Genomic DNA, 16,416 nt, shown 5'->3' with positions numbered 1-16,416 from the left:
TAAGAATTCCTGTGAATTCAAATTTTATGTTTTTCATTGAACTGCTCTGTACGTTACTCTTCCTTCTCCAAAATCTTTAGGGAAATTTTAATTGTCTCGTAACCTATTGCTTCCTGAAAATGCTCAAAATAAGCCTTTAAGGAATCAGGATCATTCAAGTCCTTTTTAGCTTTTTTAACGGCGTCCAGATCGGCTTTGGAGACAAACTGGTTTAGGTTAATATCTTTGCCTTCATCATAAAGTTTTAGCAAATGAGAAAAAATTGTAGTGCTTGCTAACTTCCGTTTTTTGGCAATTTCTTCCACACTTAGTCCTTCTTTATAAAGTTCGCCGGTAATTTGATAAGTTTTACCTTTTTTAGCTGATTTCCGCTCGCGTTTTTCTTTGCTGAAAGCGATAATTTCTTTTATAAAACGATAGCCATAATCCTTCATTTTTTGACGACCAACTCCGTTAATTTGCATAAAATCATCATCGGTCATTGGCCTTTCCTTCTCCATTTCCTTGAGGGTGGCATCATTAAAAATAAGGTAGGCCGGAATTTCCTCTTCTCTGGCTATTTCAAGTCGCAATTTCCTCAATTTTTCAAATAACGAGTTGTCTTTTTTCTTTGTAGAAGCTTCAGTTTCCTGCTGAATAGTTTTTCTGTCAGGAACTTCAGCTAAACGGACTTTTTCGCCTTCAAAAAGTACATTTTTGGCTGCTTTTGTAAGCTGAAGGTGATTGTTTTTGTGAAAAGCGACTTCAGCATAACCAATATTGATCAATTGGATTATATATTGCTGCCAGTGATGCCAGGAAATGCTACTGCCCACGCCATAAGTCGGTAATTTTTGATAATTCTTAGACAAAACGGCTTCATTTTGTGAACCTCTTAAAACGTCAATTATCGTGCTTATAGGTTCGCTTCCTTTAAGCCTGAAAATACATGAAAGCGCTTTTTGCGCAATGACAGTCCCATCAAAAAAGGCAGGCGGATTTTGGCAAATATCGCAGTTTCCGCAGTCTTCCTGTTTAAGCTCCCCAAAGTAATTGAGCAGAATTTTTCTCCGGCACGTTAAAGCTTCAGAATATTGCTTCATGCGATCCAGTTTTGCCAGCTGTACCTCTTCATTCGCCGCATTGGAAGCAAAGCGCTGCAACTGGACCACATCTGCATAACTGTGAAAAAGAAGCGTGTCTGAAGGTAATCCATCACGGCCTGCACGCCCAATTTCCTGGTAATAACCTTCCATATTCTTCGGCATGTTATAATGGATCACCCAACGAATGTTGGATTTGTCGATCCCCATTCCAAAGGCGATGGTCGCACAAATAATCTGTTTTTCATCATTAATAAAATCATCCTGAATCCTGGTGCGATCATCGTGACTTAGTCCGGCGTGATAAGCTTCGGCTTTAAAACCTTTTGCTTTTAATTTCGCAGCAATTTCTTCAGTAGTTTTTCGGCTTAAACAATAAATAATTCCGCTTTCTTTTTTCCGGTTTTTTACGAAAGTTGCAATCTGTTCAAAGCGTTTAATCCCCGGTCGTACTTCCAGGCTCAGGTTTTTACGATCAAAAGAAGCTACATGTTTTTTCGCCTTCGGGATATTAAGTTGTTGCGCGATATCACTACGTGTGGCTTTATCTGCAGTAGCGGTGAGTGCTATAACGGGAGTAGAGGGGAAGCGGTTTTTAAGGTAGCCCAACTGGGTGTAGGCAGGCCGAAAATCGTGGCCCCAACTGGAAATGCAGTGCGCTTCATCTATGGCGATAAGGCTTATTTTTCCTTCAGTTAAAATTTTATCGATAAATTGAAGGCTCTCCGGAGCAACATAGAGCAGCTTTAATTCTCTATTATCGATCTTCTGAAAAATAGCCTGTTGATCTGCTTCCTGCTGGCTGCTGTTAAGGTACGCTGCCGGAACTCCGTTAGCTGTTAAACCATCAACCTGGTCCTTCATTAATGCAATTAGAGGGGAAATTACGAGCGTGATTTCAGGAAGTAAAATGGCCGGAAGCTGGTAGCAAATGGATTTTCCGCCGCCGGTGGGCATAATTACAAGGTTATCTTTTCCGTCGAAAATGGAGTCAATTACCTTTTTTTGAAGGGGACGAAAACTATCGTATCCAAAATATTCTTTAAGCGTGTTTAAGAGCGTGGCTTCTTCCATATCGCAAAGGTAAAACTTGGAAGTAGAAGGAACACCTTCAGGAGTAAAAAAATGTTTATTGACTTCAGAAGAAATATAACTTCAGTTTGGCTTTCCTGCACAAATGCTGTAGTGTATAGCGATTATTACTACTTTTATAAAAATTTTTCCGCATGTCAAAATTAAAACGCTCGCTAAAACGACCTAAATTCACCAAAGCACTTCACCAGGCTCCGGGGACGATGACCTATGTTGGTAATAAAGAAACAAAGGAGACACTTCTGGAAGTTATTGATTATAATAAGAACCATTATCAGCGATATACTTCTAACTCCCCCGAGGACGCTTTTAAGTTTGAAGAAGAGCAGAATATTACCTGGATAAATATTGACGGTTTAAATAATACTGAGGAAATTGAAAAGCTTGGAAAATATTACGATTTACACCCGCTTATCCTGGAAGATATTGTAAATACAGGGCAGCGTCCAAAAATTGATGAATACCCGGAATATCTTTTTATCGTTGCCAAAATGCTGTATTACAATAGCGACGGCAGCATTAATAATGAGCACCTTAGCATTGTGGTGGGCAAAGATTATGTACTGACTTTTCAGGAAGCGGGTGGTGATGTTTTTGACGGACTACGGGAGCGAATAAAAATTGGCAAAGGACGTATACGAAGTAATGGTGCAGATTATTTAATGTTTGCCCTTTTGGATGCTGTAATTGATAATTATTTTGCAGTAGTTGACGACATTAGCGATAAAATTGAACTTTTTGAAGACCGGATTTTTAATGCAAGGACAGAAGATAATCTTGTGCTGGAAATTCAGGAATTAAAACGTACTATTTTAAGAATAAGACGTGCCGTTTTTCCACTAAGGGAAGTGGTTAACAGGTTACTGAAGGTAAACCACGAAATAATAGAGAAAAAAACCGAAAGTTATATTCGGGATTTGCACGATCATATGATTCAGATTTCAGAAAACATTGATCTTTACAGGGAAATGATTAGGAGTCTACTTGACATGTATATGAGTACCATTAGCAATAAAATGAATGAAGTAATGAAGGTCCTAACCATTATGGCTTCTATTTTTATTCCTCTCACCTTTATTGCAGGAATCTATGGGATGAACTTTGAATATATGCCTGAGCTGCAATGGAAATACAGTTACTTTGTGCTGTGGGGAATAATGCTGCTGCTTTTTATTGGTATGATTTTTTACTTCAAAAGGAAGAAATGGCTTTGACTACAACTCTTACATTTTTCATAAAAATTTGAAAAGTTCACTGTTTATAATGTTTTCAAGTTTTAAATTTATACCCAGTCCGTAAGAACAGGAAAATCGAATATTTCTCTAACTTTGTATAAAATCAGGCTTGTGCTGCTTAGAAAAAAAAGGAGTAGAAGTAAACTTGTTGGTACCTGTTTTATATTTTAATTTATCTAGCTACTTATATCACATGAAAAGAAATTACCTCGTTCAGGTACTAATAGTATGCCTGGCTTTTACTTCCTGTAAAGACAAATCTGAACCAAATACAGAATATTTAGATAACATGAAAACAGCATATGTTGGAACATATACCCGTGAAGAAGGCCATGTAGACGGCGAGGCAGAGGGAATTTACACAATTTATCAGGAACCGGAAAGCGGAAGCCTGAGGCTGGGAACTACTGTTGCTGAAATTACCAATCCGTCATTTGTAAAAGTTTCCGGGGACGGGAAGAATCTTTATGCCGTGAGTGAACTGGGCGGACAGGGAGAAGAAAACGGATTTGTATATTCCTTTAAAATAAAGGATAATCAAAATCTTGAAGAATTAAACAAACTTTCTACTGAAAGTACGGCACCATGTCACGTGGCTCTGGACAGGAGCGGAGAGTATGTTTTTGTTGCCAATTATATGGGCGGAGTGGTAATGTTGTATAAGAGACAGGAGGATGGAAGCCTAAAAAAACAGCAACGCATCGATCTTGAGAACCCTGAAGAATCACATGCACATTCTGTTACGCTTTCTGAAGACAATAAGTACGCTTATATTGCTGATTTGGGTAATGATAAGATTTTCATATACAATTTTGATGCAGATCAGGGAGAACTTACACCTCATGAACAAGCTTTTGTTGCTCTTGAAGAAGGAGCAGGTCCGCGGCATTTCACAATTTATGAAGAAATAAAATTGGCCTATTCTGTAAATGAATTAAACAGCACTGTAACAGTATTTAAAATTAAGGATTCCGGTGGATTGGAAATCATCCAGAATATATCTGCACTTCCGGAAGATTTTTCAGAAAGGAATTCGGCGGCGGATATTCATTTACACTCTTCCGGAAATTTTCTTTACACCTCTAATCGCGGTCATAATAGTATTGCTGCTTTTGCGGTAGATGAAGAAGGAAAATTGTCTACACTGGATTTTTATCCTACAGACGGTAAAACTCCGCGCAACTTTGCTATTGCTCCCAAAGGAGATTTTCTTTATGTAGCCAACCAGGATTCGGGTGAAATATCAATTTTTAGCATAAATCAGAAAACAGGTGAGCTAACCCAAAAACTTCCTAACGTTGAAGTAAAGACTCCGGTGTGTATAGAATTTGTGCCGGTAGAATAATATCCGCTACCTGGCAGTTTATATTTTCATTAGAAATACCTCCTTTTGATTCCATTCCGAAAATCAATGTTGAAAAACTTTATCTTTTTTTTATGACTTAAGGCTTCTCTGTCATTTTAAGAGGCGCTTTCATTTTTTTATCTTACAGAGGACGAACCAATGAAAGAATCGTATGAAATTAGGATATCATGCTTCTCATGAACAGTTTTCCCCTTCAGCATTACTAAAACTTGTACAAAAAGCCGAAGAAGCCGGTTTTGAAGCTGTACTCTCTTCAGATCATTTCCACCCCTGGAGCAATAGACAGGGGGAAAGCGGTTTTGCCTGGAGCTGGCTTGGCGCTGCGATGCAGGCTACAAATCTCGAATTCGGTATTGTAAATGCTCCCGGGCAGCGCTACCATCCTGCAATAATTGCGCAGGCCGTGGCTACCCTGGACGAAATGTTTCCCAGGCGTTTCTGGATAGCTACAGGAAGCGGCCAGGCTTTAAATGAAAATATTACCGGAGACAAATGGCCCTCTAAAGAAATCCGAAATCAGCGTCTTAAAGAGTCTGTAGAAGTCATGCAGGAACTTTGGAAAGGTGATTACGTAAGTCATCATGGAATTGTAAAAGTAGAGAAAGCAAAATTATTTACAACTCCCACCCATACGCCTACCGTTTTTGGTGCTGCTCTAACGTTAAAGACTGCAAAATGGCTTGCCAGCTGGGCCGACGGATTAATAACGATCTCCAAACCCATTGAAGAGTTAAAAGAAATGGTTGAAGCTTTTAGGAGTAACGGCGGAGAAAATAAACCAATGGCTTTAAAAGTCCAGGTTTCCTATTCATCTACTAAAGAAAAGGCATTACAGGGAGCAAAGGACCAATGGAAGAACAATATTTTTCCCAGTAAACTCACTTCAGAATTAATTACTCCGGAACAGTTTGACGATATGGGAGAAAAGGTGCGCAAGGAAGATATCGAAAAGTATGTAATCACGGGAAGCGATCCCCAGTTGTTTTTAGACAAAATATATGCTTTTAAAGAACTTGGGTTCGAAAAAATAATCCTGCATAATGTAAATGAAGAACAGGAGAAATTTATAGAATTCTTCGGAAACAAACTGAGACCTGAATTTCAGAAATAAAATCAGAAAAAGATGAACAAATACTGGTATAAAAATGCAGTGATTTACTGCCTGGATGTGGAAACCTTCAAAGACTCGAACGGTGACGGAATTGGAGATTTTCAAGGTCTTACGAATGGTCTTACTTATTTGTCAAGCTTAGGTGTGAACTGCCTCTGGCTAATGCCTTTTTTTGATTCCCCCAATAAGGATAATGGATACGATGTAAGAGATTACTACAAAGTGGATCCCAGGCTTGGCGATTTAGGGCATTTTGCACAGCTTATAGATGCTGCAGATGAAGTAGGGATTAGGATTCTTATTGACCTGGCGGTAAACCATACCTCTACAGAACATACGTGGTTCCAGGAAGCCAGAAAAAATAAAGATTCCAAATATCGCGATTTCTATATCTGGCTAGATGAAAAACCAGAAGATAAAGGGGAAAATATAATGAGCGGCGGTGAAGAGGATGGTTCTAATTGGGAATGGGATGAGGAAGCCGGGGCCTACTATTTCCATACCTTTTATACCCACCAGCCAGACCTTAACATTTCTAACGAAAATGTACAGGAAGAAATCTTCAGGATTATGCAGTTCTGGTTAAAGATGGGCGTTTCCGGATTCAGGATTGATGCTGCGCCGCACATGTTCAATGAAAAAGGCACAGTAAATTTCTGTAAAGATCCACACTCGGTTTTCAGGCATTTTCGGGAATTTGTGGAAACACAGAAGAAAGATTCTATTCTCCTGGCAGAAGTAGATCTTCCTCCTGATGATTATGATAAATTCTTTGGAGATGAAGATGAAATGCACATGCTTTTCAATTTCTATGTAAACAATTACATGTTTTTATCTTTTGCCAGAAAAGAAGCTACTCCATTGGCAGATGCACTTAAAAAAATGCCACAGATTTCTGAAAAGGAACAAATGGCAATATTTGTAAGGAATCACGATGAGTTGAATCTTAGTAAATTATCCAATGAGGAACAGCAGGAGGTGTTTCAAGCCTTTGCTCCGCAGGAAAACATGCAGATTTTCGGGCGTGGAATCAGGAGGCGTCTTGCTTCTATGTTGGACAACGACCGCAAAAGAATTGAAATGGCCTACAGTTTATTGTTTACCCTCCCGGGAACTCCTGTTATAAGATACGGGCAGGAAATAGGAATGGGCGAAGATCTTTCTATGGAAGGCCGCTCCAGTGTGCGGACTGTAATGCAGTGGTCTGACGATAAAAATGGAGGATTTTCTAGCGCTCCTGAAGATCAACTTATACGCAGCGTTGTTTCTGAAGGAGATTTCAGTTACAAAAAGATCAATGTACACGATCAACATCGCGATCATGATTCTTTACTGAACTGGATGGCACATGCCATAAAATTTAGAAAGGAATTCCGTGAATTTGGTTGGGGCGATTACGTCGTGATGGATACTGGTAACAAAAGTGTCCTTGCCCACTGCCGGAATTCAGATAAAGGAACAGCAATCGCGTTCCACAACTTTTCTGATGAAGAAGTTATGGTTAAAACCAAATTTGAAAATCCCGAAGAGATCGTGGATATTTTTGGGGATGAGCGTTATAAAGCCTTTGATTCAGATTCACAGGAAATTAAATTGAACCCATACGGCTACCGGTGGTTGCACAAAAGAAAACGATTTTTATAAATCACCCTTTAATAATGCGATAGCACAGGAAAAAGAACTAACAACAGAAAATTCAAAATATGAAGGAGATTCAAACGGAAAAGTATAAATGGTGGCAAAAGGAAATTGTGTATCAAATTTATCCGCGTTCTTATAAGGATAACAACGGCGACGGAATAGGAGATCTCCCCGGGATCATCGAAAAGCTGGATCATATTAAAGATCTCGGAGTAAAAGTAGTCTGGATTTCACCAATTTATCCTTCCCCAATGGCCGATTTTGGATACGATGTAAGCGACTACACAGGAATTCACCCCATGTTTGGAACGATGGAAGATTTCAACAGCCTGCTTGAGGAAATTCATAAAAGAGAGATGAAACTGATCCTTGATTTTGTTCCCAATCATTCCTCAAATATGCATGAGTGGTTCCTGGATTCAAGAAGTTCTAAAAATAACCCTAAACGGGATTGGTATATATGGAAAGATCCGGCGCCAGATGGTGGCCCACCAACAAACTGGGGAAGTGTTTTCGGCGGAAGTGGATGGGAGTACGACAAAGAGACGAATCAATATTACTATCATGCTTTTTTGAAAGAGCAGCCAGATTTGAACTGGCGTAATCCTGAAGTGCAGGAAGCAATGTTTAATGTATTGCGATTTTGGTTAGATAAAGGTGTAGACGGCTTTAGGGTAGACGTAATGTGGCATCTTATAAAAGATGCGCAATTTAGGGATAATCCTCCAAACCCAAATTATACCGAAGACTATTCGCCATATGACAAACATCTCCAGACATACACCACAGACCAGCCAGAGGTGCACGATATTGTAGAAAAAATGAGGTCGGTTATAGATGAATTTGATGAGCGGCTTCTTATTGGGGAAATTTATCTTCCGGTTGAGCAGCTCGTGGAGTATTATGGTAAAGATAACCGCGGTGCACATTTGCCGTTTAATTTTCAGTTGGTACTGTTACCATGGGATGCCAGGGAGATTGAAGCAGCAATTAATAACTATGAAGGGGCCCTGCCGCCCGGTGGTTGGCCAAACTGGGTTCTGGGAAATCACGATAACTCGAGGATTGCGACGAGAGTAGGAGTGAAGCAGGCGAGAATCGCTGCAATGATGCTTTTGACCCTACGTGGAACACCAACAATATATTACGGAGACGAAATAGGTATGGAAGATGTGCCAATTGCACCAGATCAGGTTCAGGATCCACAGGAAAAGAATATTCCGGGGAAAGGACTCAACCGCGACCCCGAAAGAACTCCGATGCAATGGGATTCTTCAGAAAATGCAGGCTTTACAAGTGGAAAACCCTGGCTTCCGTTAATGGAAAATTATAAGGAATTAAATGTGGAAAAAGAGTGGGATTCCGAAGAAAGTATAATTAGTTTTTATAGAAAACTCATTGCCCTTCGGCAAAAAGAGCCGGCACTCCAAATTGGCAAATATCGACCTGTATTAACCACTGGAAATTTGCTGGCTTATATACGTTCTTCGGAAGAAAAGAAAATTTTTGTCATTCTAAACCTGGGAGATTCGGGTGAAGCTATGGAGACAAATGTACCGTTTTCCAAAGCCATTATCCTTGCGTCCACACATGCCGGGAGGGAAGGAAAAAATTTGGAGGGAACAGTACAATTAGAGAGTAATGAAGGTTTAATAGCAGAAATAAAGGAATGATCAATAGAATTTACTAACGGCAAAAAGAGATAATATGAGAACATTCGGAAAGAAAACCTGGGTAATTGCTGAAGGTTATATTCCTTCTTACGGCACAGGGCCCGAACCGGAATTTACAAGTCATGAAACAGCTTGTATTTTGAATACTTCCAACAGGAAAGCCCAGGTGGAAATCACACTTTTTTTTACAGATAAAGACCCTGTAGGACCTTATAAAGTTGAGGTAGAGGCACAGCGAACAAAACATCTTCGGTTTAATGATCTTGAAGATCCTGAACCTGTTCCAAAAGACACCGATTATGCCTGCGTAATAGCATCTGATATTCCGGTGGTTGTACAGCATACAAGGCTGGATTCACGACAGGCAGAAAATGCTTTGTTAACCACAATAGCTTATTCAGAATAGATTTTTATGAGGGAGGAAGAGTGGAAAAACTGGAGTGGAAGTTTAAGCTTTAAACCGGGTGCAATTCTCACACCAGAATCTGAGGAGGAGATAGTCCAACTGGTTAAAAGAGCAAGAAGAGAGAAAAGGAAATTGCGGGTGGTTGGAGTCGGACACTCTTCAAGTCCGCTTGTAAAAACTGACGATATACTACTTTCCCTGAAGCATTTTAAAGGAGTTGAAGCACCAGATTTGGAGAAAAACCGTGCTACCGTTTTAGCAGGAATGACGGTAAAAGAAGCAGGCAAGGACCTTTACAGGTATGGACTGGCGATGCATAACACCGGAGACGTAGATGTGCAGACCATTGCCGGCGCTATAGGTACAGGAACGCATGGTACGGGGAGGGAATTGCGCAATCTTTCTTCGATGCTCGTTGGTGTAAGAATGATTACCGGAACGGGAGAAATAATTGATACCAATATAGAAGAAGATGAAGAACTCTTCCGAGCCCTACGTGTAGCAATGGGAACCTGCGGAATCTTTATTAAAATGCGACTTCAACTGCAGCCATTTTTCAGGTTAACAAGAAAGGAATGGTGCGTACCTTTAGATAAATGTCTTGGAAATCTGGAGGAACTACAGGAGCGTAATCGCAATTTTGACTTTTACTGGTATCCAAGGAGTGACATGGCAAAAATAAGGGTGATGAACAAGGAAGGAGAGAAGATGCCGGAAATTCCTTATGGTAAGCTAACATTCAAAAAAGAAGGAGACAGCCATAAAGTTTTACCTCGCTCCCGGCACCTTAAATTTGATGAAATGGAATACGCCCTTCCCGCCAAAAATGGCCCGGAATGTTTTCTGGAGGTACGTAGGGAAATTAAGCAAAAGTGGCGAAAAGGCGTTGCCTGGAGAGTTCTTTACAGAACAATAAAGGCAGATGATGCTTTTTTGAGCAGTATGTATGGGCGGGACTCGGTAACGATATCACTGCACCACAACGCCGGACTTCCATTCTGGGAGTATTTTAAAGCTATCGAGCCAATATTCAGAAGATACGGCGGGAGACCACATTGGGGGAAAAAGCATAGGCTTAAAGCAGCGGAATTAAAAGAGCTGTTTCCCTGCTGGGATGATTTTCAGAAGTATCGGGAAAGATTTGATCCGGATAAGGTTTTTTTGAGTCCGTATATGGAGGAACTTTTAATACCTGAAGAATGAAAGCGATAGGAAAAATTGACTGGGCCTTTTCAGCAGGACGCATTCCATTTAAGAATAATGGGGAGGAGCCTGAATTTATAAGCCATGATAAAATCGCGGTTTTAAATACTTCCGAAGAAAATGCTATAGTAGAGTTGTTGATTTTCTATGAAGATCAAAAACCTGTTGGGACCTACGAAATACTGGTAAGAGCTAAACGTCTCCGGAAAATAAGATTTAACGATCTAATTGCTCCTGAGGCGGTGCAACTGGAGCGAAACTACAGTTGTCTTATACAGACCAATGTTCCGGTGGTGATCCAGTTTAGCAGGATGAACACCGGTGCAAATTCAAATGCGGAAATGAGCACAATTGCCTTTCCCGTAGAACCAGAAAAATAGAAAGATGTGTTAGGATTTTTATTGGCATTCGGGACGGCTATTTCAGAAGCATTAAAGGATATTACCAGTAAATTCAACCTGCATTATATCGACGAGTACACTGCGGCCTTTTCTATGCATTTGGTGCAGAGTATTTTGCTTGCTCCGCTCATTTTCTATTTTGGTTTTGAAGAAATGACACCAAGGTTTTTTTGGGCACTCCTTGCCAGTTCTGTTCTTCAGTTAATTGTTATCCTGCTTTACTTTAAAGCTATAAAACGTTCTGAACTTTCGGTTACTGTGCCGTTAATTACTCTTACTCCGCTGTTTATGTTACTTACTTCCCCTATATTGATTGGTGAATTCCCCAGCCTATTAGGGATTGTGGGAATTCTTTTAATTGTCGCGGGGACTTATATTTCGAACATTAGCGAAAACAATAAAAATTTCTTTGCGCCTTTTGCAATGCTGGTAAAGGAGCAGGGGCCAAGATACATGCTGTTGGTGGCCTTTATATGGAGTATTACGGCAAATATCGATAAAATTGGGGTGGAGGAAACTTCGCCCGTGTTTTGGTCTTTCAGTAAAGATTTTGTAATTCTTTTTTATCTTATCCCTATCCTGGCAATAAAGTCCAAAAAACCACTATCACAAATAAATAAGAGAAAATGGCCTTTGTTACTGGTGGGCTTCTTTAGATCTGCAAGCGTGCTAACCCAAATGTTTGCTATACAATTTATCCTGGTGGCCTATGTAATTTCAATTAAAAGGGCAAGTTCTGTGTTTATTATCCTCTTTGCTTTCTTTTATATGAATGAAAGAAAGAACTTTAGGAATAGGCTTATTGGTATTGTAATTATTCTTATTGGGCTTTTTGTGATAGCGATTTCCTGAAAAAGTCACTGCTCAAAAATGCCAATTATCGATCCGGAGAGAGGCTTTGATCGATTTGAAAATTTGAAGATTTTTATTTGAGAATGAAGGGCCTTCGACAGGCTCTGGCTGACGTTGATTTGCGTGTAACGAGTGTTGTACGAAGTATTTACTCCGAGTGCGACACTCCTTTGTATCGAGGAGCTCTTACTATTGCCGAAAATTGCCATTTTTCAGGTTTCCCTTCAGAATAAAAAAGGTTTCCTGAAAAATTTCAGAAAACCTCTTATCTAAAATATGTTTTTTATGCCTGCAAGGGCTTGCTACACTTCCTGAACTACAAAAAAACCATCATTTCCCTGAGCCTGGTAGAGTGGCATAAAAATATAGGCATCCCATTCGCTTTTAACTTCGTTTCCGTTCTGTTTTGCAAGTAGCTCTCCTTTTTCGATTTTCTGGAAATTCTCATAACCCGGTTGCATTTCGAAAATATCACCGTCTTCCAGGCCGTGACGGTGTACAATTTCGAAGGTTTTTTGCGGGGGCGCATTCTTTTCAGCAAAACGGTTTACACAATCGGGATAAGTTGAAATCCTCTCAAGATCAAGGTCACAAGCCTCTTTTAGGGCCAGCCAGATTACGCCTTCGTGATTTTCTACAGAACGTTTATCTGTATGCTGGCCTGCTTCAAAAACAAAACCGGTCATCCCGGTACGGCTTAAATAATGGTCAATATCGCCCGTAATAATGTCGCTGAAACCTCTAATAATATAGGTCGGAAATTTATGCGCCCATTCATCATTATCATTCACTTCCTGAACCGAAACATACGGAAGACTGGGTGAGGAGGTGGTATGGCAATCGAGAAAATAGCGTTTAGTGAAATCTTTTTCAGGAAATTTCTTGAGAAGTTCTATAATTTCAAACATTTCCTTTTTCTCGTGGGAATCTTTTTTTTCCTGATTTACGTTTTCTTCAGTCCATGTCCTGTTGAGGTCTTCATCTATATAGCGCTTATTTTGATTGAGTGCCATTTTGTTACCTGCAACGCCAACGATTGTTCCGTTTATCTCAGGCCGAGTTTTTTCCAGTTCAGAAAAAACCTTTTCCAATGCTTTCACCCCGCTTGGTTCGTTGCCGTGAATTCCGCCGGTTACAAACAGTAAAGGTCCCTCTTTACCTGAAGTATATTTTCCTATTATTCTTGGTATTTCTTCTTTTAATTCACTGTTCATGATCTTTGTATTTAATCCATAGTTGCCAAGGTGCGGTTGGAGAGCGTACCTTTATACATTTTCTTATATTCAACTTTACGCTCAATAGCTTCAATAACCACATCTGTAAATGTTGGAAGGCCGATATCTTTGAAACGTTCCATTCCACCGGGGCTAAGTACATTTATCTCGATAAGTTTATCTTTAACAATATCAAGACCTACAAAAAATAGCCCGTCCCTTATTAATTTTGGAGCTGTAAGTTCTACAATACGTTTCATATCATCTGTTAGATCACTACTATCTGCCGTTGCTCCCAGCTTAAAATTACTACGGAATTCGCCTTCGCCGCTAACCCTCCTGATAATTGCCTTTTTTCCATCTTGTTCCATTACACGACCATTCATAAGAAGTACCCTCACATCACCGTCCTTAACGGCGGGGAGAAATTCCTGTGCGATAACATATCCCTGGGAACTAATGGTTTCTATAATCTGGTTCACATTTTTTTCATTTTCGTCAATAAGAAAAACATCCTTTCCTCCGGAACCTTCCAATGGTTTAAGGACCATCTTTTTATTCTGCTTTTCCCAAAAATCCAGGAGATCCTCCTTACTCCTGGTGATAATAGAGTCCGGTTTAATGTCCTGAGGTAGTTCTTCAAAGTAAAGTTTATCTATAAAAGCGTGGGAAAGGGCATAGGCATCATTTAAAACCAGCACACCTTCCTGTTGTATCATTCTTCCAAAAGCCACACCTGCCTGCTCTGCCCACTGTCTCGAATCCTCTTCTGTAGGATTGTTTCTAATAAAAAGTACATCAATATCCTTAGAAGAAATCTTTTTCTTTCTTGCTTTAGAACCTTGTAGCGCCTCCAGAAATTTCTCCGGAGATTTTATTTTCGAATTTTTGGGTAAAATAGTGCTGTTTATGCTTATTGGGGCATCGTGATGAAAACTGAAATCCCCCACTCCCATTGCAAAAACTTCATGTCCTCTGGCATGAGCCTCTGTCATTAATGCTGTAGATGTACCATTTTTTTCGGTGGCCACATCGTTTAATACAAAACATATTTTCATTTACTTACCATTTTTGAAAGAGGTAACCCCTCTCTGATTAAATTTAATTTCTCTTTTACATTTTCAGTTAATAAATAACTGGGACGCAGAGCCCCTGGATTTAATATTTCCCTATCTGTAAGCTCTTTTATTACACCGGTGTGTTTTATTCCGAATTTACCTGCTAAAAGAGGTTCATACTCACCCCCGTCCTGCAGATATTTTCTTAACTCAACCAGTCCCTGCATATAGATAATGTCTTTTAAAAAACCACCTCCCTGCATAATCCTGGAGGTAATATTAAAAGCCCTTTCCGGAGAAAATCCGTACCTTTTGTTAAGAAGCCGGAAAATTTCTCGAAAATCCCCGCCATCCATTAAAGCTTTACCGGCTATTACTCTACCCGCCAGTGTTCTAAGCCTGTTTCTTGTAAGCCCATCTACCATATACTCTGCCATTACAGCCAGGCCTTCCTGCAGGGGATCATAATCTGCCAGGCCAATACTTAACTGCTCTAGCGGCTGCCTTTTACCATTATGATAGGTTAGAACATGGGTCCCTACTTCATGCTGAATAAGCGCTTCAGATTCTTTTCTTCTCATTTTATAATCATGAGGGACATAGAGTTCCCCCTGTGATACCATCATGATATTCACATCTTTTCGAATATGGACCTTTCCTTTAAAATTCTCATCCTGGTTCCTGAAGTAGTCAAATTCTTTACGTGCAAGGCTGCTAAACTCCAGGGAATCTATGAGGTCCTTCTCATCTACGTCTGAATTCTCCTGTCCCTCTTCAATTTCGTTAAGGACCTGCTCTGCTTCTTTGCACAAATCTCTTCCAACTCCTTTGTGAAGCCTGATGCTGTTATAAAAGAAATTACGCGTTCCGCGCTCATTAAGCATAGTTATTTGCTGATCCAGTTCTTCCCGCTTTTCCCTGAAAATCTGCGACATTGCAGGATCGTCTACTTCTTCAATTTTTAAATTATAGAGTTTTCTTTTTAGCACATCTGGATCTACAGGAAGCAGCCGGTAATGATAATCCAGAACTTCTTCATAGTTACTTTCAAAAAAAGTCTTTTTTATATCATAAATATTGGAAGGGGAAACCAACCATAGGAATTGATAGGATTTCTCAATTTTTGAGAGCTCCCGGTCAATTTCAAAAACTTTGTCTTTGAGCACCTGCCTTCCCAAAGCGTTATAACTGGGGACGCTACTGGAAGTTTGTACTCTTAAAAAGTCATACAACGCTATATGGAGCGCTTTTATAATATAATCTCTGTAGTTTCTGAAAAGGACAGGATAAAATTCTTTGTTGTCACCTCTGTAAATCGGAGGGATTTCCAGTCCCAGAAGTACTGCTCCACATTGCTTGGTTTGTTCTATAGTCAGCAGCGGCTTATCCCCGGTGGCCTGTCGGTCTTTTGTGTCTGATATTTCTGCCTTCAGGTATAATCCTGAATAAATATGATTTATATTATTCAGTTCCTTCTGTAATACCTCCAAAGTGGTAGGTAATTTTCTTGAGGGGCCTTTTATTACAAAGGTGCTACTTCCATTTTCGCCCGCATACATTTCAAGGAGCATATAGGATTTGAATTTCACCGACAACTCGTCTGAAATAGCAAAAATTAGCTGCTGGTAGCCTTCAAAATCTTTTTCGCCTATCACGAGGTAAGACGATTCACTTATTACCATCCTCTTGGTATAAGGATCATTTCTTTTTTTCCGGTAAATAACCAGGTAGGGAAGTTCTTTTTCAATATGCATCATTCCGCCTCCCGGAAGTTTGCAATTTGTTTCTGATTCTTCCTCTAAGTTTGTTAAAATTTTTTTAATCGATTCTTTAGATAATTCTGATATGTTCAGCATTATTTGAAGCTTCTTTACTTTTTAATTTCCTGCAGCCCTCTAAAGTGGCTAATGCCGTGCTTTTTCAGCACTTGATGGAAGCTGCATTTGCTTAAATTTAGTAATAAATTTGTGTCTCAAATGAGGAAAAACCTACTTTGGCTTTTATTTAAGAAAGAAGAACACCTCAAGAAGCCGGAGGAGCGTAAATAAAAATTCAGTTGAATTTGAAGATTTATAGCTAAAC

13 protein-coding genes are annotated in these 16,416 nt (G+C 39.7%); 9 read left to right on the top strand and 4 right to left on the bottom strand.

Going from position 1 to position 16,416, the window contains the following annotated elements:
* Window positions 1-53 precede the first annotated feature (53 nt).
* Window positions 54-2,156 (bottom strand): DNA helicase RecQ, encoded by a 2,103-nt coding sequence (recQ, locus tag RM545_RS07500; RefSeq protein WP_311494694.1) that lies wholly within the window; start codon window positions 2,154-2,156, stop codon window positions 54-56.
* A 152-nt stretch (window positions 2,157-2,308) separates the two neighbouring features.
* Between recQ and corA the strand changes: the two genes are divergently transcribed.
* The 9 genes from corA (at window position 2,309) to RM545_RS07455 (ending at window position 12,062) form a co-directional block, all read left to right on the top strand.
* On the top strand, window positions 2,309-3,388 hold the full coding sequence (corA, locus tag RM545_RS07495; protein ID WP_311494693.1) for a magnesium/cobalt transporter CorA: 1,080 nt from the start codon (window positions 2,309-2,311) through the stop codon (window positions 3,386-3,388).
* Between the two features lie 214 nt (window positions 3,389-3,602).
* Window positions 3,603-4,754, top strand: coding sequence for a lactonase family protein (locus tag RM545_RS07490; protein ID WP_311494692.1), 1,152 nt, complete (start codon window positions 3,603-3,605; stop codon window positions 4,752-4,754).
* Between the two features lie 172 nt (window positions 4,755-4,926).
* A complete protein-coding gene (locus tag RM545_RS07485; RefSeq protein WP_311494691.1) occupies window positions 4,927-5,886 on the top strand; it encodes a TIGR03885 family FMN-dependent LLM class oxidoreductase in 960 nt (319 codons plus the stop codon).
* 12 nt (window positions 5,887-5,898) lie between these two features.
* A complete protein-coding gene (locus RM545_RS07480; RefSeq protein WP_311494690.1) occupies window positions 5,899-7,530 on the top strand; it encodes an alpha-amylase family protein in 1,632 nt (543 codons plus the stop codon).
* Window positions 7,531-7,589: 59 nt separating this feature from the next.
* On the top strand, window positions 7,590-9,200 hold the full coding sequence (locus RM545_RS07475; RefSeq protein WP_311494689.1) for an alpha-amylase family glycosyl hydrolase: 1,611 nt from the start codon (window positions 7,590-7,592) through the stop codon (window positions 9,198-9,200).
* 34 nt (window positions 9,201-9,234) lie between these two features.
* Entirely contained in the window at window positions 9,235-9,606 is a 372-nt protein-coding gene (locus RM545_RS07470; RefSeq protein WP_311494688.1) for a sensory rhodopsin transducer, read from the top strand.
* Between the two features lie 6 nt (window positions 9,607-9,612).
* Complete coding sequence (locus RM545_RS07465) at window positions 9,613-10,809, top strand: D-arabinono-1,4-lactone oxidase (RefSeq protein WP_311494687.1); 1,197 nt, start codon at window positions 9,613-9,615, stop codon at window positions 10,807-10,809.
* Window positions 10,806-11,189, top strand: a complete 384-nt coding sequence (locus tag RM545_RS07460; RefSeq protein WP_311494686.1) for a sensory rhodopsin transducer — start codon at window positions 10,806-10,808, stop codon at window positions 11,187-11,189. The genes RM545_RS07465 and RM545_RS07460 overlap by 4 nt, the downstream gene beginning before the upstream one ends.
* Window positions 11,190-11,195: 6 nt before the next feature.
* Window positions 11,196-12,062, top strand: a complete 867-nt coding sequence (locus RM545_RS07455; RefSeq protein ID WP_311494685.1) for an EamA family transporter — start codon at window positions 11,196-11,198, stop codon at window positions 12,060-12,062.
* Between the two features lie 302 nt (window positions 12,063-12,364).
* On the opposite strand, the gene RM545_RS07450 is transcribed toward RM545_RS07455, so the two are convergent.
* Genes RM545_RS07450 through RM545_RS07440 form a run of 3 tightly spaced genes read right to left on the bottom strand, consistent with a single transcriptional unit; the run spans window position 12,365 to window position 16,190 of the window.
* On the bottom strand, window positions 12,365-13,276 hold the full coding sequence (locus tag RM545_RS07450; protein WP_311494684.1) for a succinylglutamate desuccinylase/aspartoacylase domain-containing protein: 912 nt from the start codon (window positions 13,274-13,276) through the stop codon (window positions 12,365-12,367).
* Window positions 13,277-13,287: 11 nt separating this feature from the next.
* Entirely contained in the window at window positions 13,288-14,334 is a 1,047-nt protein-coding gene (locus RM545_RS07445) for a glutathione synthetase (RefSeq protein ID WP_311483191.1), read from the bottom strand.
* Complete coding sequence (locus RM545_RS07440; RefSeq protein WP_311494683.1) at window positions 14,331-16,190, bottom strand: peptidase MATCAP family protein; 1,860 nt, start codon at window positions 16,188-16,190, stop codon at window positions 14,331-14,333. Before RM545_RS07440 ends, RM545_RS07445 begins: the two co-directional genes overlap by 4 nt.
* Window positions 16,191-16,416 lie beyond the last annotated feature (226 nt).

Origin of the sequence: Autumnicola lenta, assembly GCF_031846515.1 — a bacterium.
In the GTDB taxonomy this organism is placed as follows: Bacteria; Bacteroidota; Bacteroidia; order Flavobacteriales; family Flavobacteriaceae; genus Autumnicola; species Autumnicola lenta.
Note: the sequence above shows the minus strand (reverse complement) of the source record. Positions and strands in the feature narration are given on the sequence as shown.